Here is a 22453-nt window from a genome sequence, read left to right as displayed (position 1 = left end):
CAGGCCGTCTTCGAGTGAAAGCCTTTCTGGTCACGCTGGGCGTCCTGCTCGCGCTGGCGGCGGTCGCCGCCGGCTGGGCCTGGCGCAGCTACGGTCCCTGGCGTGAGTGGGAAAGCTTCGCTGCCCATTTCATCCAGCCGGACGGCCGTGTGGTCGACATCACGGCCGGGGCTCGCAGCACCTCGGAAGGGCAGGCTTACTCGCTGTTCTTCTCACTCGTGGCGAACGACCGGACGCGCTTCGAGAAGATTCTGCTGTGGACGCAGGACAACCTGGCCGACGGCGATTTCGCCAGGCGGCTTCCGGCCTGGCTCTGGGGCCAGAAGCCGGACGGAAGCTGGGGCATCATCGACGACAACTCGGCCAGCGATGCCGACATCTGGCTCGCCTACACGCTGCTCGAGGCTGGAAGGCTCTGGAACAACGCGCGCTACACCGAGACCGGACGGCTGATTCTCGGGCTCGTCAAGGAGCAGGAGATCAAGCCGGTCGGCGGCTGGGGCCGGCTGTTGTTGCCGGCTACGCGCGGCTTCGAACTTGAAAACGGCCGCTTCAGGCTCAACCCGAGCTACTACGTGCGCTTCCAGTTCGAGGCCCTCGCGCGTGCCGATCCGCAGGGGCCGTGGCGCGAGGTGGGCGGCAACTGTGAACGCGTACTGGCCGCAGCGACGAGCAAGGGGCTGGCGCCCGACTGGTTCATCGTCGACGGGAACAACCAGGTTTATCCAGACAGCAGCAATGCCAATGTCGGCAGCTACGATGCGATCCGCGTGTACCTGTGGGCCGCACTGTCGTCGGCCTCCGACCCCGGCGCCGTCCGGCGCGTCAGCGATTACGCCCGGCTGGTCGACGGGCTCGGCTACGCACCCGAATTCGTCGATGTGCAGACCGCCGAGGTCCGGGGTGGCCAGCCGATCGGTTTCGCCGCCGCCGTATTGCCCTACCTCGATCAACTGGGCGAGGATAGGGCGCTGAAAAAACAGAAAAAAAGAATCAGCGAACAGCGCGTCGCGGGGCTGCTGGGGCAGCCGGCGCATTACTACGATCAAGTGCTGGCCCTGTTTGGTGAGGGAGCACACACGCGACGCTTTCGGTTCGAAGCCGATGGGCGTGTGACGGTGAGATGGGAAAGCCTATGGGTGGGATTGTGAGCACGTCCGCAGCGGTCCGCGCCGCTTTCTTCGCCACGGCCCTGTGGGCCTTGCCGACCATGGTGGCGGCCCAGGCATCGATCGACCAGCTGGCCGTGCAGGCCAAGTACTGGGAAGACAAAGGGCGCTATGACCTGGCCAAGGATTCCTGGCTCAAGTTGTTGCGCGTGAGTCCAAACAGCCCGACGGCGCTATCAGGCCTCGCGCTCGCCGAGGCCAAGAGCAACCGTGCGGCCGCCGCGCAGGTCTATCTCGACCGTCTGCGCGAGACGCAGCCCGATTCGCCGGACATCCGCAAGATCGAGGACGCGATCCGCAGCGGTGCCTACGACCAGAGCAAGCTCGAAGCTCCGCGCACGCTGGCCCGCCAGGGCAAGTTCGACGACGCCGTGGCTGACTACAAACGGGCTTTCGGCAATCAGATTCCCGAGGGGCGCCTGGGCCTGGAGTACTACCAGACGCTCGCAGGCGCCAAGGATGGATGGGAGCCGGCCCGGCAAGGCATCGCCAGGCTCGCGGCCGCCAACCCGGGCGAGCCGGTCTACCAGCTCGCGCTGGCCCAGCACCTGACCTACCGCGAGGAAACCCGCCGCGAAGGCATCGCCAGGCTCGCCGAGCTTTCGCGCGGTGAATCGGGCGTGGCGGTTCCGGCCCAGCAGGCCTGGCGACAGGCGCTGATCTGGCTCGGCGCCAAGCCGGGTGAGGAAAAGCTCTACCAGACGTATCTGGCCGATCACCAGGACGCCCAGGTTGCGGCCAAGCTCGAAACCCTGCGCAGCAACCGCACCGCTCAGGCACCGGCGGCCTCATCGGGCTTCGTCGGACCGGGGCAGGGCGGCTATCCGGGACGCGTCGAACCGCGCGAGCCGACCGCCGAAGAATTGCGCGGCCAGGCGATCAAGCAGGCCTACGACAAGCTCAACGAGGGCGAGCTGACCGAGGCCAATTCGCTGTTCGAGGGCCTGGTCGCCCAGTATCCGGACAGCGACGACGCCATGGGCGGTCTGGGCATCGTGCGCTTGCGCCAGGAACGCTACGGCGAGGCGCGCTCGTACCTGCAGCAGGCTTCGCAGATGGCGCCCAAGCGCGCGAGCCGCTGGACCGAAGCGCTGTCGAGCGCCCGCTTCTGGGAGCAGGTGCGCGGCGCGGCTGCGGCTCGCGAGGCCGGCAACACCGATCAGGCGGTGGCGATGCTGCGGTCGGCGATCGCGTCCGATCCGCAGATCGCCGCCAAGGAACCCTCGGTCAAGGCCACGCTCGCCGACATCCTCAACGAGGCCGGCGATGTCGAACAGGCCGAGCAGCTGTATCGCGAAATCCTCGCGCAGACCCCGAACGACGTCAGCGCCACGCGCGGCCTGGTCGGCGTGCTCGTCAAGCGTGGTCGCATCGGCGAGGCGCTGAACCTGGCCGAACGCCTGCCGCAGGCGCAGAAGGACGAACTCGGCAACCTCGGTTCGCTGAAGGGCCAGTACCTGCGCGATCAGGCCAAGCTCGCGAGCGACGCGCACGACGATGCCCAGGCCGAGCAGCTGCTCAAGCAGGCCCTGCTCGAAGATCCCGAAAGCCCGTGGACGCGCCTCGACCTGTCGCGCATCTACCAGCGCCAGAAGCGCACGCGCGAGGCCAATACGCTGATCGACGGCCTGCTCACGGGCGGCAAGGCGATGCCCGAAGCCCTGCAGATCAAGGCCCTGCTGCTCGCCGAGCAGGACAACTGGCTCGAAGGCCTGCAGACGCTCGAGCAGATTCCGTACGACAAGCGCACGCAGGCGATGGCCGATCTGCAGCGTCGCATGTGGGTGCGCTACCAGACCTCGCGCGCCAGCGTGCTCGCTCGCTATGGCCGCCCGCAGGACGCCGCCGCGATCCTCGCCCAGGTCGAGCCCTATGCGCAGGATTCTCCGGAGCTACTCGGCGCCATGGCGACCGCGCTGGCCGACGTCGGCCAGGACGGCCGCGCGCTCAACTACATCCGCCAGGCACTGTCGCGCCAGTCGGCGCCCGACGTCGGCCTGCGGCTGCAGTACGCCGGCCTGCTGTTCAAGCTGCGCCAGGACGCCGAGTTCGAAGTGGTGATGGAAGAGCTCGTCAAATATCGCGACCTGACCGAACAGCAGTCGATGGACCTCGCCAACCTGCGCGTCGCCTACCGCCTGCGCCAGGCCGATCTGGTGCGCGAAGAGGGCAACCTGGCCCGCGCCTACGAGTACCTCGACCCGCTGCTCAAGGTGAACCCGAACGATCCGCGGCTGATCATGGCGCTGGCCCGCCTGTACACCGATGCCAAGGAGCACGAGCGCGCGGCCGAGCTGTACCGCCGGGCGCTCGAGACCGATCCGAACAACCTCGACGCCTACAAGGGGGCGGTCGGATCGGCACTCTCGCTCAATCAGATCGACGAGGCCCAGGCCCTGCTCGACCGGGCGATCACGCTCGATCCTCAGAACCCGCGTCTCTACGCACTCGCCGCGCGTGCGGCCCGCGCGCGCGGCGAAGACGGCCGCGCCCTGCAGCTTTATCAACAGGCGCTCAGGCTCGATCAGGAGCGCGGCGGAGACAGCGAGTTCGGCGGCGACAACCGCTACACCCCGCAGCTCTACCTGCTCGATCCGACGACCAGCCCGGTCAATGCGCCGAGCTACGGCGGCGGCTATTCCAAGGCCGATCGGGCGCTCGCTCCGGCCGTCGTCGTGCCAACCGAAGTCGCGGCGCTGGCTCCGGCGCCCAAGCCCATCGCTGCCCGACACGATCGGCAGCCCCCCGCGCCAGGGCCGCGCGCTCCGGCCAACGCCGGACGGCTCGTCGCGGCGGCGATGGGGGCCGATCATGCAAGGCCGCTTCCGGCCGCCGTCACGGCGCCGAAGAAACCGAGCCTGCCGCGCCAGCAGGGTGACTACACTCTGGTGGTGATGCCGCGCTGGTGGAAGCAGGGACGCCTGATCAAGGTGTCGACCGAATCCGAAGCGCGCCAGACCGTGCAGCGTTCGCGCTACGGCGATGTGGTGCAGGTTCCGGGCGCGCCGTCGGCGGGTAGCCCGGCCTGGGTGCAGACCGCCCCCGATCGTTACAGCTACACCCTGCAGTCGCCGAGCGGCGGTGCAGCCAGCGTTCCAAATGGGGCCGCGCAGGGCAGCGTGCCGGAGCGGTCGGTTCGGCAGGTCCAGCCGTATCCGCAGCAGGCCCCGAGCAGCGTGCCGAGCTACGTGCCCCGGCAGCTGGCTCCGAGCACCCAGCTCAGCGTTCCCAGCCGAGCGCGCCCTCGCGAATCGTTTCGCGACGAGATGCTGCGCAACATGGACGAGATCAACGGCGTCGAGCAGGCCCCCCAATATGTCGCTCCGCAGCAGGCTCCCGTGCAGTCTGTTCCGGAATATCCGCGTTATTCGCAGACTCCGGCCACCGGCCCGCGCTATCCGGGCGCCGCCGCGCGGGCCCAGCAGACCCAGCAACTCCAGGCTTATCCGGTGCAGCAGGCTCCCGTGCAGACCTATGTGTCGCCGGCTCCGGCCCCGGTTTATTCGGCCGCGCCGGGCGTCGGCGCGACCGAGCAGGAATATCGCCAGCAGGGCCTGCGCGTGCTGCCCGGCCAGACGCGCGAGGTGATCACCACGGCGCCGCAGCCGGTTTACGTGCAGCCGGCCCCGGTGCAGCCGCCGCTGCAGATCGCCCCGGCCCCGTCGCCGATCTATCCGTCCGCCCAGCCGCTCTACGGCGTGAGCCCGTCGCCGCCCGGGCCGGTCGACCTGCGGTCCGATCCGGTGCTGTCGACGCCGGATTTCGTGCTCGAGCGCCGGCGCATGGCGGCCAACCCGCCCAACGAAGTGTTGCGCGAGATCGCCGACATCAACGCCAAGCGCACCGCCTGGGCCTCGTTCGGGCTCGGCGTGCGCAGCCGCGATGGCCAGTCGGGCCTCGATCGCCTGAGCGATATCGAAACGCCGATCGAATTTTCGGTTGCCGGCATCAATGCCGGCCGTTTCCGCCTGCGCGCGGTTCCGGTGTTTCTCGATGCCGGCAGCCTCTCGGGACAGCAGGTTCCGCTGTTCGGCCAGGCGGCGCTCGCGACCGCGATTCCGGACGGCTACAGCCGGGCCCAGGACGAATCGGGCATCGCCGTCGGGGCGGTCTACTCGATCGCCGACTTCACCGCCGACATCGGCAGCAGCCCGCTAGGCTTTCCGGTCGAAACCCTGGTCGGCGGCCTCAACTGGAGGCCGAGTCTCGGCGCGGTGAGCTTCAAGCTCGACCTGTCGCGCCGATCGGTGACCGACAGCCTGCTGTCCTACGCCGGTGCGGTCGATCCGCTCACGGGCGACACCTGGGGCGGCGTGACCAAGACTGGCGGCCGCCTCGATATGGCCTACGACCTCGGCCAGTACGGCGTCTACGCCAACGGCAGCTACCACGTGCTCGACGGCGAGAACGTGGCCCGCAACAGCGTCTACGAGATCGGCGGCGGCTTCTACGCGCGCGCGCTCGAGAAGCGCGACATGCGCGTGACCTGGGGGCTCAACGTCACCACCTTCTTCTACGACAAGAACCTGCGCCGCTTCACCTGGGGCCACGGCGGCTACTTCAGCCCGCAGAGCTATTTCGCGGTGGCGATTCCGGTGGAATGGTCGGGCGGTCGCGGGCGCTTCTCGTACAAGCTCAATGCCGCGCTCGGCATCCAGTCGTTCAAGGAAGACGGCGCCGCCGCATTCCCGAACGATTCGGCGCTGCAGGCCGCCCTGGAGCAGCGCATCATCGATGCGATCGACGAGAGCGAGGACGGCACCACCACGCTGGTCGCCGGCTACTCGGGGCAAAACTCGACCGGCATCGGCTTCAACTTCGGCGGCGCCTTCGAATACCTGATCGCGCCGAACCTCGCCGCTGGCGCGCGCTTCGGGGTCGACAACGCACGCGATTACGAAGAGGCCCAGGCCCTCGGCTATATCCGCTTCTACTTCTCCGGCCAGCGCTCGGCCTCCCGGCCGCCCAATTCGCTGCTGCCTTATTACGATTTCGGAGACCCGACGCTATGACGCGCCTGCTCATCGCCGTTGCCCTGCTCGGCTCCATGACGGCCTGCGCCACCGACACGCTGAGCCCGCAGCCGACCTCGGCCACTCCGCCGCCGTTCCAGACCGGAGCGGGCGGAGCCTACGCGATCGGCGGCCCGGCCTACGCGCCTGATGGTTTCGACAGCAAGGGGCGCACGAACTTCGCTCAGGGCGACGTCGCCGCCGCCGAAGCGAGCTTCGGCCAGGCGGTCGACGTCAACCCGTTCGATCCGATCGCGCTGAACAATCTCGCGGTCACCAAGACCGAAGCCGGCCAGTTCCACGAAGCCCTGTCGCTGTTGCAGCGTGCCGAACGTCTGGCCCCGCAGAACACCGAGATCGCGGCCAATCTGGCTCGCCTGCGCAGCTGGAACCAGAACTACGCGATGCAGGACGGCAGCGTGCTCGGCCAGGCGGGCGTCGATATGGACACGTTCAAGAACCTGCCGCCGCAGCCGCCGGAACTCTGGGACACGCGCACCACGCGCTGAGTAAGCTGCTGCGCTCGGCATCTCGTCCGAGGGCGGTGCTCGGAATGCTCACGTGCTACCCGTACGTTCCGCTTCCTGCGCTCCGTCCTCGAACGACCTGCCATCGCTCACAACGCTTATTCGCAGAGCGCCTCTCTTCAGGCGCGTTGATCACGCTTCCAAGGCATCGAACAGCGCGAGATATTCCTTGGTCACGCGGTGCGAGCCGTCGAGGAAGACCAGCGGCTTGTGCTTCTCGTGGCTCTCCTTGACCTTCACCGAACTTGACAGCGTCTGTGCGAGCAGCGGCCGGCCCTCGGCCTTGAGCTCCTCGACGACGCGCGCCGGCAGGCTCGCGCGCGGTTGGAACTGGTTGACGACGATGCCCTCGATCGCCAGATCGTCGTTGTGATCGGCGCGAATCTCCTGGATGTTGTCGATCAGCGTGTAGAGCGCCTGGCGCGAGAATTCGTCGCAGTCGAACGGAATCAGCACGCGGTCGGCGGCGATCAGCGCCGAGCGCGAATAAAAGTTCAGCGCCGGCGGGGTGTCGATGAACACCGCGTCGTAGCCTTTGATCTTCCTGAGCGCGTCGCGCAGCTTGTAGATCTTCTGCTTGGCCTCGAGTTTGACGATGAGCTCTTCCAGGCGCGGATCGGCAGCGACGACTTCGAGATTGTCGAACGGCGTTGCGGTGGCGTAGCTCACGAACGGCGGCGATTGCAGCGAGAACGACAGTGTCGATTCGAAAAAATCGGCGACCGAGCGCTCCGCTTTCACGCCGCGGCCGAGCAGATACTGCGAGGAATTGCCCTGCGTATCGAGATCGACCACGAGCGTGCGCAGCCCGCGCGAGGCGGCGATGGCAGCGAGATTGCAGACGATGGTGGTCTTGCCCACGCCGCCCTTCTGATTGAACACGACCCGTTTGATCATCGGCTTGTCTCTGAATGTTCCTATCGAACCATGGCTGCGCGGCAGACGGCGCCGCTGCGTCACCTTAGTGGATCGGCACGGCTGCAAGCACTGACTCCGCTGACACCCCTCGCGAAATTCAGAGCAGGGTCAATGCCACAATAGCGCATGCCCATTGCCAGAATGCGATCCACCGAGATGAATCCGCCGCCAACCTTGCCCTGGGACGTCGCCGCCCCGTTCACGCAGAAAGTCGTCGTGGAGCCGCAGCATCTCGATCATTTCCAGCACACCAACAACGTGGTCTATCTGTCCTGGCTCGAACAGGTGGCCTGGGGGCATTCGCAGCGACTCGGGCTGGGATTCGCCGACTACGAGCGGCTCGGCACCGGCTGCGTGGCCCGTCGGCACGAGCTCGATTACCTGGCCGCGACCTTCGCGGGCGATACGCTCTGGCTCGCGACCTGGATCGCCGAAACCGACGCCAAGTTCACCATGTGGCGCGCCTACCAGGTGATTCGCGAGAGCGACCGCAAGACCGTGCTGCGCGGGCGCACCCAATGGGTGTGCGTCGACATGAAGAGCGGACGGCCCAGGCGCATGCCGCCCGAGTTCGTCAGCGCCTACCAGCCGGTGACCGCGTCGGCCGGCTGATCAGGCCGGCAGCCAGAGCAGGCGCGGCGCCTCGCCCAGCTTCGCAGTGACGATCGCGTTCTGATAGAAGCGCGTGCCGAGCTCCATGATCCACACGCGATCGGCGTCGGTGATCAGAAAACCCGGCTCGTCCGGCCATTCCTGCGAAAGATCGACGTTGAGCGCCTGCACCCACTGGCCCGAGCGTGACTCGAGCTCGTAGCGCAGCTGGTTGAAGTAGAACAGGTTGAGTTCCGAGCGCGCGAGTTCGGAGCGCGGGTTGCACGGAGTGATGATGAACCACTCGTTCTTGAGGCCCGTCTCGGCCTGGATCAAGCGCTCGGCCTCGGCATCATATTCGCCGATGCGCAGCGAAACGGTCTGCTGTTCCAGCATGACCTTGTACTCGGTCTTGCGGTAAACCGCTTCCCAGCGCTCACGCACCGATGTGTTCACGATTAGTCCAAAGTTTTTTGAATCCTGAGAGCCTTACTGTACCGCAGCCTGCTCGAGCACCGAGGCGAATATACGACCCAACTCGGGCAATTTGTCGTTGAGGCTGTGGTCGGAATCGAGCAGGTGCAGCGCCGCCTTGTGGCGCCGTGCGAAGCGCAGGCCGCGTTCGTACGGAACGATCTCGTCGCCCCAGCCGTGTACCACGGCGCAGAGATCGGGGATGCCCGCAGGCTCCCGATCCCAGCCCGGAAAGTACAGCGCCGGCGCCAGCAGCATCAACGCGGTGGGACGCAGTGTCTCGCAGGCCATCGCCGACACGTAGCCGCCCATGCTAGACCCTACGAGAACGAGACAGCGGGCCTTCGGTGCGAGGCCGATCAACTGGGACACGCGCACGTCGGGATCGACGGACTGACTATAATCCGGGCTCATCACGTCGAAGCCCTGTTCGCGTGCGATCGCAGCAAGATGCTTGATCTTGATGCCCCACGGGCCGCTTTCCTTGCCATGTGCGAAACAGACGAGCTTGTCGGGAGTCATCGTGTGACCGAGAACCGCGAAGAAGGAGCCACATGATAGCCAAGGCACGCGATCCCGCCGGACGCCGCGCCGGCCGCCGCTCACGCGAGCCCGTCGACATCCGGCTGACCGTGGCCTTCCGCTTCGGTGACGAGCCCGGCGAGCGGGTCACGGTGATGGACGATCGCCACATTCCCTTCGTCGGCAGCCTGTTCGAATCGCGCGACAAGATCCTGCGCGGCTTCACGCGCCTGCTGATCAAGGCCGGGGCGCAGCAACCCAAGGTCGCACGCGAACTCCTGCCCCTGCTCAAGTTGCTGCGGCCGCCCCAGCGTCGCGAACGAAACAAGAATCCGTCCAAACGATGAAGAAGTTCCTGATGATTTTCGACGCCGCGCTCGGCGCGCTGTGCCTGACCCTGGGCATGGTGCAGGGCGTGGTCTGCATTTTGTATTGGTTCGTGCTCGATCTATCGCCCTCGCTGCGCGGCCAGGTGCCGATGCTGCTCGGCAGCACGCTGATCTTCACGATCGTGGGCCTGATGTTCCTGGCGGGCTTCATGGGCTTCTGGCGCCGTTGGAACTGGGCTTGGGGTCTGCAAGCTTTCGTGCTGATCACCGCGGTTCCGGCCTCGCTGGGCCTGTACCGGATTCTGACCCAGGCCTAGCGGCGCACCGCCACGACTTCGATTTCGCTCTTCAGGAGATTCACCATGTCCATGCAACTGGCGACACCGCGGCAGTGGGAATGGTCCGCCATCGTGCCGCTGATCGCGGGCCTCTATGCGATCGCCAGTCACGAGCATTTGCTCTGGTGGCTGTTCGCCGGCGTGCCCGGCGTGCTCGTGCTGGCATCGGCGGTCGCGATGCTGATGATGCCGGGCGATCCGCGCGTGACCGCGTACATGGGCCTCGGCTCGGCGCTCGGGGTGCTGCTGAGCGTTCCCTTGGTCATCGCCGAAGGCTTTGCTCCCGCGCTGGTCGCGGCGCTGCTGTTCGGCGGCTCCTTCCTCGTCGCCGGCCGTGTCGGCTTGCGCAACGAGCCGGTCTACGAGGGCACGGCGGACCTGCACCTGGATTGGAAGATGGCCTTCAAGGCCGGCATGGATGAAGGCGTGCTCGGCTATTTTCTCGCCTCGGCATCGGTGCCGAGCGGCGATGAAGCGGCACGCATGAGCGACGAGGCCGTGAAGCTCGAAAAGATGCTTGCCGACGCCGGCTGGCAGGGCCGTCCCGAGACCTTCCACAAGGAGCCGCCGCCGCCCGAGCGCGTGCAAAGCCACAACGCGCGCATCTACGGCGTCGAGTACGAGCGCGTGAGCTTCGACAGCGGCTTTTCGCTGCCGCCCGATCTGCCCGGCGCGCAGACCTGGCTCGGCTATGAAAGCAACAGCCGCTGCGTCGCCAACGTGCTGCGCCACCCGGGCGCGCCGCGGCCCTGGATCATGTGCATCCACGGCTACCGCATGGGTACGCCGATGATGGATTTTTCGCTGTTCTCGCCGGCTTACCTGCATCATCACCTCGGCCTCAACGTGATCATGCCGACGCTGCCGCTGCATGGTAGCCGCAAGATCGGCATGCGCACGGGCGATCACTATCTCGACGGTGATCTGCTCGATCTGCTCTACGCCGAATCGCAGGCGCTGTGGGATCTGCGCCGCTGGCTGGCCTGGCTGCGCAGCATGGAAGAGGGCCTCAGCATCGGGGTCTACGGTGTCAGCCTCGGCGGCTACAATGCGAGCCTGCTCGCGGGTTATGACGACAAGCTCGATTTCGTCGTCGCCGGCGTTCCGCTCGTCGATCTGGCGAGCGGCCTGTGGCGCTACGTACCGCCGATGCACCAGCGCTATCTGTGCTGGCGCGGGCTCGATCAGCAGCGGTATCAGGACATCCTGCACATCGTCTCGCCGCTCGTGCAGAAGCCCAGGCTCGATGCGCGCAACCTGCACATCTTCGCGGCCACCGGCGATCGCATCGTCGCCCCGCGCCATCCGGTCATGCTGTCGCGGCACTGGGGCGTTCCGGTCACCTGGTACCAGGGCTCGCACCTGTCGATCCGTCGCGAACAGACGCCGAAACTGGTGCTCGAAGAAGCCATGAACCGCGCGGGCTGGCGTGCCGGCGCCTACGCAGCCGTCTGATCCGGACGCTATCAACCCTTCCCAGGTCTTCCCCATGAAATCCGTCTGCATCAGCGGTACCGGGCTGTTCACGCCGTCCGAATCCATCTCCAACGACGAACTCGTCGCCTCGTACAACGCCTACGTCGAAGCGCACAACGCCCGTGAGGCCGAAGCGATCGCGGCCGGAACCGTGCAGCCGCTGGCGGCTTCGAGCAGCGAATTCATCGAAAAGGCCTCGGGCATCAAATCGCGCTACGTGCTCAACAAATCGGGCGTGCTCGATATCGAGCGCATGCGTCCGAGCCTGCCGCTGCGCAGCAACGACGAGCCTTCGCTGATGGTCGAGATGGGGCTGGCGGCCGCGCGCCAGGCGCTGGCCGCCGCAGGCCGCAAGCCCGAAGACGTCGACTGCGTGCTGATGGCCTGCTCGAACATGCAGCGCGGCTATCCGGCGATGGCGGTGGAGTTGCAGACCGCGCTCGGTGCGCGCGGCTTCGGCTTCGACATGAACGTGGCCTGCGCCTCGGCCGCGTTCGGCGTGCAGACCGCCGTCGACGCGGTGCGCAACGGCAGCGCCAAGTGCGCGCTCGTGGTCAGCGCGGAAATCTGCTCGGGACATTTGAACTGGCGCAATCGCGACTGCCATTTCATCTTCGGCGACGCGGCCACCGCGATCGTGGTCGAGCCGGTGGAGTCCGCCGTATCCGAACAGCGCTTCGAAATTCTCGGCACGCGCCTGCAGACGCAGTTCTCGAACAACATCCGCAACAACTTCGGCTTCCTGAACGCTGCGGAAGAAACGCAGCGCAGCTGGGACGACGTGCTGTTCCGCCAGGAAGGCCGCAAGGTGTTCAAGGAAGTGGTGCCGATGGTGGCCGAGCTGATCGGCTCACATCTGGCCGATCTGCAGATCAAGCCCGAGGAGGTCAAGCGCTACTGGTTGCACCAGGCCAATCTGTCGATGAACGAGTTCATCGTGCGCAAGCTGCTCGGCCGCGATGCCGATCGCACCGAGGCACCGGTGATTCTCGACGAGTACGCGAACACCAGCTCGGCCGGCTCGGTGATCGCCTTTCACAAGTACCAGCAGGATTTCGCACCCGGAGATATCGGCGTGCTGAGCGCCTTCGGCGCCGGTTATTCGGCCGGATCGGTGGTCATGCGGCGCATCTGAGCGATCACCGCATCGGCGAGTTCGGGCGAGAGCATGACGAGATTGACGGTCGAAGCGTAGATGCGTTGCTGCTGCCTCAAGATGTCGATGAGCGCGCGATCGCGCTCGTGATGCAGCACGATGAAATCGCTCGTTTCCTGCCAGTGGTTTTCGAGACGGCGAAACGCGCGAAACGCCGAGCCTTTGGGGTGCTGCAGCGACTCGTCGAGTTCGCGCAGGGAGCGCCAGCGATCGATTGCGGGCTTGCTTCGAAGATCGTCCACGAGGAGATGAGTCGTGAGTAGCAGTCTGGATGAGGACGAAGCCACTATGCCACGCCAGAGCGGTGAGGCGTTGGCTGGCGAGGGCGCTGAGTTTGCCGAATGGGAGCAGCGCTTGCGCGCCGCGCTCGCCGGCAGCAGCGAGCAGCAGCGCGAGCTGTATCTGATGGAACTGCCGCCGCAACTCGACGAGCTGCGCAAGCCCGAATGGCTTGCTGCGCTCAAGCCAGCTGCGGTACTGGTGCCGATTGTCGCGCGTGAGCCCGAGCCCACGGTGCTGCTCACGCGCCGATCCGAACTCATGCGCAATCACAAGGGCCAGATCGCGTTTCCGGGCGGGCGTCGCGATGCGGCCGACGTCTCGGCCGTCGACAACGCACTGCGCGAGGCCGACGAGGAAATCGGGCTCAAGCGCGAGCATGTCGAGATCATCGGCTATCTCGACGATTATCCGACCGGCTCGCTGTACCGGGTAACGCCGGTAGTCGGGGTGGTTCGCGAGTTGCCCGAGCTTCGGCTCGATGCGGTCGAAGTCGCCGAAGCGTTCGAAGTGCCGCTGTCGCTGCTGCTCGATCCGAGCAACTACGCATCGAAAACGTTCGTGCGTGACGGCATCGAACTGCCTTTCTTCGAAGTGCGTTACGGCGAGTATGCGATCTGGGGCGCGACCGCCGGCATGCTGCGAAATCTCTGCCGCAAGGTCGGCGGCGCATGAGCGAGCTGCTGGCGATCGCCGCAAAGCTGCAGGAAGAAGCGGCGCGCGAAGGCTTCGATTGGAGCGAACTCGATCCGCTCTGGGACAAGGTTGCGGAGGAACTCGGCGAGCTGCGCGAAACCGTCGACCAGAGCCTCGATCGCCGTCAGGACGAACTCGGCGATCTGCTGTTCGTTGTCGTCAACCTCGCACGTCATCTCGGTGTCGATCCGGTGGCCGCTCTGGCGGGTGCCAACGAAAAATTCACCCGCCGCTACGGGCACGTGATGAAACATGCGCAAACGCTGCCCGCACTTGGCGATCCGCAGCGCCTCGATGCGATGGAAGCACTCTGGCAGCAAGCCAAGAAGCTCGGGCTGTAAGCGTCCGCCATGATGTCCGTCCCCAAGTCGGCGCGGCGGCCCGCGGTGCGCTCGCGATAAACTGCGCGCCTAGACGGAGACGTTCATGACCCAGACTCGCATCGCCATTCTCGGAGCCGCCGGCCGCATGGGCCGGGCGCTGCTCGAAGCCGTTCCCCACCACGGTAATCTGCGCCTCGGCGCGGCCTTCGACCGGGCCGATGCGCCCGGCATCGGCCAGCCGATCGCCGACGGCGTGAAACTGTCCTCCGATCCGCGTGCGGCCGCCGACGACTACGACGTGCTGATCGACTTCACGCGTCCCGAAGGCACGCTGGCCGCGCTCGAAACCTGCCTCGCGAGTGGCAAGGGCATGGTGATTGGCACCACCGGGTTTTCGGCCGAGCAGCGCGCGCTGATCGAGGCCGCGTCCAGGCGCATTCCGATCTGCCTGTCGGGCAATTTCAGCATCGGCGTGAACCTGTGCCTGGCGCTCGTCGAACATGCGGCGCGCGTGCTCGGCGAGACGGTGGACATCGAAATCGTCGAGGCGCATCACCGGCACAAGGTCGATGCGCCGAGCGGCACCGCGCTGATGCTCGGCGAGGCGGCCGCGCGCGGCGTCGGTCGTTCGCTGCGCGAGCACGCGGTGTATGCGCGCGAAGGCCACACCGGAGCGCGCACGCGCACCGACATCGGCTTCGCGACGATCCGCGGCGGCGACGTCGTCGGCGACCACACGGTGATGTTCCTCGGCGACGGCGAACGCGTGGAGATCGCGCACAAGGCCAGCAACCGCGCCAACTTTTCGAACGGTGCGCTGCGCGCGGCGCACTGGCTGCAGGACAAGGCGCCGGGCCTGTACTCGATGAAGGACGTGCTGGCGTAAAGCCCGGGTGATCCTGCGCATGAACATTCGAACTGCCGCCGTTGTCGCCGCCGCTAGCCTTGCAATGGCGCTGCCAGGCTTCTCCGCACAGGCCGCCGACGACCTGCGCGCCGAAGTCGACCGGCTTGCGACTCAGCTGCAACCCACGCTCGTCGAAAACCGCCGCTGGTTCCACGAGCATCCGGAGCTGTCGAATCGCGAGACCCACACGGCGGCCTACGTCGCCAAGCAGCTGCGCAAGCTCGGCCTGCAGGTGCAGACCGGCGTCGCCAACACCGGCGTCGTCGCGGTGCTGCAGGGCGGCAAGCCCGGCCCGGTGATCGCGCTGCGCGCCGACATGGACGGCCTGCCGGTGGTCGAGGACGTCGATCTGCCGTTCAGGTCCAGGGTGAAGGGCAAATTCGACGGCAAGGACGTCGGCGTCATGCACGCCTGCGGGCACGACAGCCACATGGCGGTGCTGCTCGGCGTCGCCGAAGTGGCTTCCAGGCTCAAGGCCGACTGGCCCGGCACGCTCAAGCTGATCTTCCAGCCGGCCGAAGAAGGCGCGCCCGAGGGCGAGCACGGCGGCGCCGAACTGATGGTCAAGCAGGGCGTGCTGAGCGGCGCGCCCAAGCCCGAGGTGATCTTCGGCCTGCACGTGTTCTCGCAGTGGGACGCCGACCAGCTCGCGATCCGCTCGGGCGGGGCGATGGCGAGTTCGGACGACCTGACCATCACCGTGCGCGGCAAGCAGACCCACGGCGCGCGGCCCTGGGCCGGCATCGATCCGATCGCGGTCAGCGCGCAGATCATCGACGGCCTGCAGACCATCGCGAGCCGTCAGATGGACATCAGCCAGGCGCCCGTCATCGTGACGATCGGCAAGATCGAGGGCGGCGTGCGCGGCAATATCATTCCGGACCAGGTGGTCATGAAGGGCACGCTGCGCGCGCTCGACACCGGCATGCAGCAGGAGCTGCACGAGCGCGTGAGGCGCACGGCCGAGAAGATCGCCGAAAGCGCCGGCGCCAGCGCGACGGTCGAGATCGGTGCGGGGCACGCCTATCCGGTCACCTTCAACGACCCGAAGCTCACCGCGCGCATGCTGCCGACGCTGAGCCGCGTGGCCGGCGAGGGCAAGGTTCTCGACGTGCCGCCGATGCTCGGCGCCGAGGATTTCTCGTTCTTCCAGCAGCAGATCCCGGGCCTGTTCGTGTTCATCGGCGGGCGCACGCCCGGAACGCCGGCCGACAATTGGCCCGCGAACCATTCGCCGCGCTTCCATCTCGACGAGGCCATGCTGCCGCTCGGGGTACGCACGCTCGCGAATCTCGCGCTCGATTACGCCGCCGGGGCGGGCGGCTAGGGCCAGCCCGATGAACCCGGCTGAGCCCCGCAAAGGCCGTGGCGCCGGCTCGAACCCGGAAGGGCGCTTCGAATCGCTGCGCCGCGAGGTCTTCGACGACGGCTGGGATCTGCCGGTCGAACCGCTGCCCGCGTTCAGGACCGAGGTGCGCGAGGAGCGCGCCAAGTCGATCATCAGCCGCAACGATTCGCCGGACATCGGCTTTACGCAGTCGATCAACCCGTACCGCGGTTGCGAGCATGGCTGCATCTACTGCTTCGCCCGGCCGACGCATGCGTATTTGAACCTGTCCCCCGGCCTCGATTTCGAGACCAAGCTGTTCTACAAGGGCAACGCGCCCGAGCTGCTCGACGCCGAGCTGCGCCGGCCGCGCTACGAGCCCAAGATCATCGTGCTCGGGGTGAACACGGACTGTTACCAGCCGATCGAGCGCGAGCACCGGGTGACGCGGCGGCTGCTCGAAAAGCTGCTCGAATTCCGCCATCCGGTCGGCATCATCACCAAGGGCGCGACGATCGAGCGCGATCTCGACCTGCTCGCCGAAATGGCCAGGCTCAGGCTGGTTCACGTCGGCATCACGCTCGTGAGCCTGCGCGACGAGCTCAAGCGCGACCTCGAGCCGCGCGCAAGCTCGGCCGCCGCGAGGCTGCGCATCATGCGCAAGCTCGCCGACATCGGGATTCCGGTGCGCGTGATGTTTTCGCCGGTGATTCCGTTCGTGAACGATCACGAGATGGACCGCGTGCTCGAGCTCTCGGCCGAAGCCGGGGCGCGCCAGGCCAGCTACGCCATGCTGCGCCTGCCCTGGGAGGTGAAGGACCTGTTCCGCGAATGGCTCGCCCAGCGCTATCCGCTCAAGGCCGGGCACGTCATGAGCCTGGTCCGGCAGATGCGCGGCGGCAAGGACTACGTGGCCGAGTTCGGCACCCGCATGCGCGGGCAGGGGCAGTACGCCGAGCTGACCGCCCAGCGCTTCCGGCTGGCCTGCAAGCGCTACGGGCTCAACGCGGGCCGCGACGCGACGGTCGAGCTCGACTTCAGACAGTTCCGCGTTCCGGGAGCAGGCGGTCAGATGTCGCTGCTCTGAATCCGGCTGTCGTTCGCGCCGTTGAAAGTTTTTTGCCGACAAGGGCTTGGCTGTCGGCCTGGACACTTTGACGGGCGGTCGATCGCGTTTTCCTCGTTTACGCAGTCGGGCTTGTCGCGTAAACTGCCGGCCTAATCGCGAGGGGGCTCCCGAGGCTCCCGCAGAAGTGCCAAGCACTTCAGCGGGTTCATCGCCGCCCCCTTTTCCATGTCCGCAATTCGATTAGCGCCCCTAGTCCCTAGAGCCCCCAAGAGCCGATGATGAATCGCAAGCCGGCCCTGCTCGCCCTCGCCGATGGCAGCGTTTTCAAAGGTGTTTCGATTGGCGTCGACGGTCAGACGGTCGGAGAAGTCGTTTTCAACACGGCGATGACCGGATACCAGGAGATCATGACCGATCCCTCGTACCGCCGGCAGATCGTCACCCTGACTTATCCGCACATCGGCAACGTCGGCAGCAACGACGAAGATGCCGAATCGTCCGAAGTCCACATTTCCGGCCTGGTGCTGCGCGAAGTGCCGCGGCCGCATTCCAACTGGCGCTCGACGCTCGATTTCTCGGGCTACCTGCAGAAGCATCGCGTGGTGGCGATCGCCGACATCGATACGCGCCGCCTGACGCGCCTGCTGCGCGAAAAAGGTGCGCAGAACGGCTGCATCGTCGCCGGCGATGCGGTCGACGAAGCCGCCGCGCTGGCCGCCGCGCGCGAGTTCCCGGGCCTCAAGGGCATGGATCTCGCCAAGGTGGTTTCGGTGCGCGAGCCCTACAGCTACACCACGGGTTCGTGGGAGCTGGAATCCAACCGCGAAACGCAGTTGAAGGACGAGAGCTTCCACGTCGTCGCCTACGACTTCGGCGTCAAGCGCAACATCCTGCGCATGCTCGTCGATCGCGGCTGCCGCATCACCGTGGTGCCGGCGCAGACGCCGGCTGCGGACGTGCTCGCGCTCAAGCCGGACGGCGTGTTCCTGGCCAACGGCCCGGGCGATCCGGAGCCCTGCACCTACGCGATCGAGGCCGCACGCGAGTTCCTCGCCCGCAAGCTGCCGCTGTTCGGCATCTGCCTCGGTCACCAGATCCTCGGCCTCGCCGCGGGCGCCAAAACGCTCAAGATGAGCACCGGTCACCACGGTGCGAACCACCCGGTGCAGGACATGGACTCCGGCCGCGTGCTGATCACCAGCCAGAACCACGGCTTCGCGGTCGACGAGGCGACGCTGCCGGCCAATGTCGTGGCCACGCATCGCTCGCTGTTCGACGGCTCGAACCAAGGCATCCGGCTCACCGACGCGCCGGCCTTCAGCTTCCAGGGGCACCCGGAAGCGAGCCCCGGCCCTCACGACGTCGATTACCTGTTCGACCGCTTCGTGCAGTCGATGGCGCCGAACGCCTAAGGTCGAGATGAACGGGTTTGGAATCATCGACCTGCCGACTTACCTGCTCGGCACGTTGGTCGTCGTGCTGCTGCCTGGCCCGAACTCGCTGTTCGTGCTCGGCACTGCGGCGGCTCACGGCGTGGGCGCGGGTTATCGCGCGGCCTGCGGTGTGTTCCTCGGCGATGCGGTGCTGATGGTGCTCGCCGCCGGCGGCGTGGCCTCGCTGCTCAAGGCCTACCCGGCGGCTTTCATCGTCTTCAAGTACGTCGGCGCGGCCTATCTGGCCTGGATCGGCGTGTCGATGCTGCGCAGTGTGTTCAAGGGCAGGACCGCGTCGCCCGAAGACCCGGCGCGCCCGGCTCCGGCTGCGGCGACCACGGCCGCTCCGTTCCGCCGCGCGCTCGTGATCAGCCTGCTGAACCCGAAGGCGATCCTGTTCTTCATGGCCTTCTTCATCCAGTTCGTCGATCCGGCCTACGCGCACTCGGTGCTGGCCTTCACGATTCTGGGCCTGATCGCCCAGGCCATGAGTTTTGTTTACCTGAGCGCGCTGATCTTCGGCGGCGCTCGACTTGCCGGCGCGTTTCGCCGCCGCCAGCGCCTGTCCGCCGGACTCACCGGCGGCGCCGGGGCTTTATTCCTCGGATTCGGCGCGAAGCTCGCGACCGCGAGCCTGAACTGACGACGATAAGACGCCATGCCAAAACGTACAGACCTCAAGAGCATCCTCATCATCGGCGCCGGTCCCATCGTGATCGGCCAGGCCTGCGAGTTCGACTACTCCGGCGCGCAAGCCTGCAAGGCGCTGCGCGCCGAAGGCTATCGCGTGATCCTGGTCAACTCGAATCCGGCCACGATCATGACCGACCCGGACACGGCCGATGCGACCTACATCGAGCCGATCCGCTGGCAGACGGTCGCCAAGATCATCGAGGCCGAACGCCCCGACGCGGTGCTGCCGACCATGGGCGGCCAGACCGCACTGAACTGCGCGCTCGATCTGGCGCGCAACGGCGTGCTGAAGAAATTCAACGTCGAGATGATCGGTGCGAACGAGCATGCGATCGATCTCGCCGAAGATCGCCAGAAATTCCGCGATGCGATGACCGAGATTGGCCTCGGCAGCGCGCGCTCGGGTGTCGCGCATTCGATGGACGAGGCGCGCTACATCCAGGAGCAGATCGGTTATCCGGTCATCATCCGTCCGAGCTTCACGCTCGGCGGCTCGGGCGGCGGCGTGGCGTACAACGTCGAGGAGTTCGAGGAGATCGTCACGCGTGGCCTCGACCTGTCGCCGACCACCGAAGTGCTCATCGAGGAATCCTTGCTCGGCTGGAAGGAATTCGAGATGGAGGTGGTGCGTGACCGCAAGGACAACTGCATCATCGTCTGCTCGATCGAGAACTTCGATCCGATGGGCGTGCACACGGGCGATTCGATCACCGTCGCGCCGGCGCAGACGCTGACCGACAAGGAATACCAGCTGCTGCGCGACGCCAGCATCAAGGTGCTGCGCAAGATCGGCGTCGATACCGGCGGCTCGAACGTGCAGTTCGCGATCAGCCCGACCGACGGCCGCATCATCGTCATCGAGATGAACCCGCGCGTGTCGCGCTCGTCGGCGCTGGCATCGAAGGCCACCGGCTTCCCGATCGCCAAGGTCGCGGCCAAGCTCGCGGTCGGCTACACGCTCGACGAACTGCGCAACGAAATCACCGGCGGCGTCACGCCGGCGAGCTTCGAGCCGAGCATCGATTACGTCGTCACCAAGATTCCGCGCTTCACGTTCGAAAAATTCCCGCAGGCCGATTCGCGCCTGACCACGCAGATGAAGTCGGTCGGCGAAGTGATGGCCATGGGCCGCAACTTCCAGGAATCGCTGCTCAAGGCCATGCGCGGCCTCGAAACCGGCTCCGATGGTTTCGATCCGCAGGTGCCGGATTTCCGCGAAGCCAACCTCGACAAGATTCGCGAAGAACTGATCACCGCGCGCGCCAAGCGCCTGTGGTTCGTCGGCGATGCGTTCCGCTCGGGCATGTCGGTCGACGAGGTGCATCGCCTGTCGAAGATCGATCCGTGGTTCCTCGAGCAGATTCACGAGCTGATCGCGACCGAAGCCGAAATCGCCAAGCTCGATCGCAGCAAGATCAGCGCCGATCAGCTGCGTCGCTACAAGCGCCTGGGCTTCTCGGATCGTCGTCTCGCCAAGCTGCTCGGCTACGACGAACTCGACGTGCGCAAGCTGCGCCACGCGCTCGGCGTGCGCCCGGTCTACAAGCGCGTCGATTCCTGCGCGGCCGAATTCGCCTCGACCACGGCCTACATGTATTCCTCGTACGACGAGGAATGCGAAGCGGCGCCGACCGATCGCAAGAAGATCGTCGTGCTCGGCGGCGGCCCGAACCGCATCGGCCAGGGCATCGAGTTCGATTACTGCTGCGTGCACGCGAGCCTCGCGCTGCGTGAAGATGGTTACGAAACCATCATGGTCAACTGCAATCCGGAGACCGTGTCGACCGACTACGACACCTCGGATCGCCTGTACTTCGAGCCGCTGACCTTCGAAGACGTGATGGAAATCATCGACCTCGAAAAGCCGATCGGCGTGATCGTGCAGTTCGGCGGCCAGACGCCGCTCAAGCTCGCGCGCCAGCTCGAAGCCGCGGGTGCGCCGATCATCGGCACCACGCCCGATGCGATCGATCTCGCCGAAGATCGCGAGCGCTTCCAGAAGCTCGTCGACGAACTCAAGCTGCGCCAGCCGCCGAACGGCGTCGCCACCTCGAACGAGCAGGCGCTCGCGGTGGCCGCGAAGGTCGGTTATCCGCTGGTCGTGCGTCCGAGCTACGTGCTCGGTGGCCGCGCGATGGAAATCGTCCACGACGACGAAGACCTCAACCGCTACATGACCGAAGCGGTGAAGGTGAGCAACGATTCGCCGGTGCTGCTCGACCGCTTCCTCAACAACGCGATCGAGGTCGACGTCGATGCGCTCGCCGACGGTGAGCGTGTGGTGATCGGCGGTGTCATGGAGCACATCGAGGAAGCCGGCGTGCATTCGGGCGATTCGGCCTGCTCGCTGCCGCCGTATTCGCTGCCCAAGCACGTCGTCGACGACATTCGCGCGCAGATGGAAAAGCTCGCGCGCGCGCTCAATGTCGTCGGCCTCATGAACGCTCAGTTCGCGGTGCAGGGCGAGACGGTTTACCTGCTCGAAGTGAATCCGCGCGCCTCGCGGACCTCGCCGTTCGTGTCCAAGGCCACCGGCCGCCCGCTCGCGAAGATCGCCGCGCGCTGCATGGCGGGCCAGAGTCTGGCTTCGCAGGGCGTCGACAAGGAAATCATCCCGGCCTATTACTCGGTCAAGGAATCGGTGTTCCCGTTCGGCAAGTTCCCGGGTGTGGATCCGCTGCTCGGGCCGGAAATGCGCTCGACCGGCGAAGTCATGGGCGTGGGCGTGCACTTCGGCGAAGCCTTCAACAAGTCGCTGCTCGCGGCCGGCATGACGGTTCCGCGCCAGGGCACGGCGTTCATCTCGGTGCGCGACAGCGACAAGGCCAAGGCCGTCGACCTGGCCCGCCTGCTCGCCGCGAAGAACTTCCGCGTCGTCGCCACGCACGGCACGGCCGAGCTGATCCGCAAGGCCGGCATCGCCTGCGAGGGCGTCAACAAGGTCAAGGAAGGCCGGCCGCACTGCGTCGACATGATCAAGAACGGCGAGATCCAGTTCATCGCCAATACCACGGAAGGCAAGCGTTCGATCGAGGAATCGCGCTCGATCCGTGCCGCCGCCATCCAGCACAAGCTGTGCTACTTCACGACCATCTCGGGCGCCTACGCGGCGGCCATCGCGATGGACCACCTCGACGCGCTCGACGTCAACCGCCTCCAGTCCCTGCATAGCAGCCTGACGACGGTTTAAGGTACGGTAGGGCCAGGCCGGCGC

20 protein-coding genes are annotated in these 22453 nt (G+C 66.3%); 16 read left to right on the top strand and 4 right to left on the bottom strand.

Annotation, left to right across the window (positions count from 1 at the left end; all coding sequences use genetic code 11):
- The first annotated feature begins 14 nt into the window (after positions 1 to 14).
- From bcsZ to WQQ_RS02015, 3 genes are read left to right on the top strand one after another with little or no spacing between them, the layout of a single operon-like run.
- The gene (gene bcsZ, locus WQQ_RS02025) at positions 15 to 1151 is read left to right on the top strand and encodes a cellulose synthase complex periplasmic endoglucanase BcsZ (RefSeq protein WP_007183379.1); all 1137 of its coding nucleotides are present in this window, start codon (positions 15 to 17) and stop codon (positions 1149 to 1151) included.
- The gene (locus tag WQQ_RS02020) at positions 1148 to 6181 is read left to right on the top strand and encodes a cellulose synthase subunit BcsC-related outer membrane protein (RefSeq protein WP_192812940.1); all 5034 of its coding nucleotides are present in this window, start codon (positions 1148 to 1150) and stop codon (positions 6179 to 6181) included. Before bcsZ ends, WQQ_RS02020 begins: the two co-directional genes overlap by 4 nt.
- Positions 6178 to 6690 carry a tetratricopeptide repeat protein gene (locus tag WQQ_RS02015; protein ID WP_007183377.1) on the top strand — a complete coding sequence of 171 codons (513 nt, stop codon included), beginning with the start codon at positions 6178 to 6180 and terminating at the stop codon, positions 6688 to 6690. Before WQQ_RS02020 ends, WQQ_RS02015 begins: the two co-directional genes overlap by 4 nt.
- 150 nt (positions 6691 to 6840) lie before the next feature.
- On the opposite strand, the gene WQQ_RS02010 is transcribed toward WQQ_RS02015, so the two are convergent.
- Entirely contained in the window at positions 6841 to 7602 is a 762-nt protein-coding gene (locus tag WQQ_RS02010) for a ParA family protein (RefSeq protein ID WP_040453463.1), read from the bottom strand.
- A 180-nt stretch (positions 7603 to 7782) separates the two neighbouring features.
- On the opposite strand from WQQ_RS02010, the gene WQQ_RS02005 reads away from it, so the two are divergent.
- Entirely contained in the window at positions 7783 to 8238 is a 456-nt protein-coding gene (locus WQQ_RS02005; protein WP_007183375.1) for an acyl-CoA thioesterase, read from the top strand.
- On the opposite strand, the gene WQQ_RS02000 is transcribed toward WQQ_RS02005, so the two are convergent.
- The gene (locus WQQ_RS02000) at positions 8239 to 8673 is read right to left on the bottom strand and encodes a DUF3293 domain-containing protein (protein ID WP_040452823.1); all 435 of its coding nucleotides are present in this window, start codon (positions 8671 to 8673) and stop codon (positions 8239 to 8241) included.
- Positions 8674 to 8706: 33 nt separating this feature from the next.
- On the bottom strand, positions 8707 to 9213 hold the full coding sequence (locus WQQ_RS01995) for an alpha/beta hydrolase (RefSeq protein ID WP_007183373.1): 507 nt from the start codon (positions 9211 to 9213) through the stop codon (positions 8707 to 8709).
- Positions 9214 to 9245: 32 nt separating this feature from the next.
- Here WQQ_RS01995 and WQQ_RS01990 point away from each other — a divergent pair, with 32 nt between their 5' ends.
- Genes WQQ_RS01990 through WQQ_RS01975 form a run of 4 tightly spaced genes read left to right on the top strand, consistent with a single transcriptional unit; the run spans position 9246 to position 12491 of the window.
- Entirely contained in the window at positions 9246 to 9560 is a 315-nt protein-coding gene (locus WQQ_RS01990; protein ID WP_007183372.1) for a hypothetical protein, read from the top strand.
- Positions 9557 to 9859 carry a hypothetical protein gene (locus tag WQQ_RS01985; RefSeq protein ID WP_007183371.1) on the top strand — a complete coding sequence of 101 codons (303 nt, stop codon included), beginning with the start codon at positions 9557 to 9559 and terminating at the stop codon, positions 9857 to 9859. Before WQQ_RS01990 ends, WQQ_RS01985 begins: the two co-directional genes overlap by 4 nt.
- Positions 9860 to 9904: 45 nt before the next feature.
- Entirely contained in the window at positions 9905 to 11335 is a 1431-nt protein-coding gene (locus WQQ_RS01980; protein WP_007183370.1) for an alpha/beta hydrolase family protein, read from the top strand.
- Positions 11336 to 11369: 34 nt separating this feature from the next.
- Complete coding sequence (locus WQQ_RS01975) at positions 11370 to 12491, top strand: beta-ketoacyl-ACP synthase III (RefSeq protein WP_007183369.1); 1122 nt, start codon at positions 11370 to 11372, stop codon at positions 12489 to 12491.
- Here WQQ_RS01975 and WQQ_RS01970 read toward each other — a convergent pair.
- A complete protein-coding gene (locus WQQ_RS01970) occupies positions 12455 to 12754 on the bottom strand; it encodes a hypothetical protein (RefSeq protein WP_007183368.1) in 300 nt (99 codons plus the stop codon). The genes WQQ_RS01975 and WQQ_RS01970 overlap by 37 nt on opposite strands.
- A gap of 13 nt (positions 12755 to 12767) precedes the next feature.
- Here WQQ_RS01970 and WQQ_RS01965 point away from each other — a divergent pair, with 13 nt between their 5' ends.
- The 8 genes from WQQ_RS01965 (at position 12768) to carB (ending at position 22429) form a co-directional block, all read left to right on the top strand.
- Positions 12768 to 13466, top strand: coding sequence for a CoA pyrophosphatase (locus WQQ_RS01965; RefSeq protein ID WP_202800595.1), 699 nt, complete (start codon positions 12768 to 12770; stop codon positions 13464 to 13466).
- Entirely contained in the window at positions 13463 to 13828 is a 366-nt protein-coding gene (locus WQQ_RS01960) for a MazG nucleotide pyrophosphohydrolase domain-containing protein (RefSeq protein WP_007183366.1), read from the top strand. Before WQQ_RS01965 ends, WQQ_RS01960 begins: the two co-directional genes overlap by 4 nt.
- Positions 13829 to 13913: 85 nt before the next feature.
- Positions 13914 to 14696, top strand: a complete 783-nt coding sequence (gene dapB / locus WQQ_RS01955; RefSeq protein ID WP_007183365.1) for a 4-hydroxy-tetrahydrodipicolinate reductase — start codon at positions 13914 to 13916, stop codon at positions 14694 to 14696.
- A gap of 19 nt (positions 14697 to 14715) precedes the next feature.
- Positions 14716 to 16044, top strand: coding sequence for an amidohydrolase (locus WQQ_RS01950; RefSeq protein ID WP_040453460.1), 1329 nt, complete (start codon positions 14716 to 14718; stop codon positions 16042 to 16044).
- A 10-nt stretch (positions 16045 to 16054) separates the two neighbouring features.
- Positions 16055 to 17131: a PA0069 family radical SAM protein gene (locus tag WQQ_RS01945; protein WP_007183363.1), complete on the top strand. Its 1077-nt coding sequence runs from the start codon at positions 16055 to 16057 to the stop codon at positions 17129 to 17131.
- 260 nt (positions 17132 to 17391) lie between these two features.
- Positions 17392 to 18525, top strand: coding sequence for a glutamine-hydrolyzing carbamoyl-phosphate synthase small subunit (gene carA / locus WQQ_RS01940; RefSeq protein ID WP_040453459.1), 1134 nt, complete (start codon positions 17392 to 17394; stop codon positions 18523 to 18525).
- A gap of 7 nt (positions 18526 to 18532) precedes the next feature.
- Complete coding sequence (leuE, locus tag WQQ_RS01935; RefSeq protein ID WP_007183360.1) at positions 18533 to 19189, top strand: leucine efflux protein LeuE; 657 nt, start codon at positions 18533 to 18535, stop codon at positions 19187 to 19189.
- Positions 19190 to 19204: 15 nt separating this feature from the next.
- Positions 19205 to 22429 (top strand): carbamoyl-phosphate synthase large subunit, encoded by a 3225-nt coding sequence (carB, locus tag WQQ_RS01930; protein WP_007183359.1) that lies wholly within the window; start codon positions 19205 to 19207, stop codon positions 22427 to 22429.
- Positions 22430 to 22453: the final 24 nt, after the last annotated feature.

This window comes from Hydrocarboniphaga effusa AP103 (assembly GCF_000271305.1).
Taxonomy (GTDB): Bacteria; Pseudomonadota; Gammaproteobacteria; order Nevskiales; family Nevskiaceae; genus Hydrocarboniphaga; species Hydrocarboniphaga effusa.
Note: the sequence above shows the minus strand (reverse complement) of the source record. Positions and strands in the feature narration are given on the sequence as shown.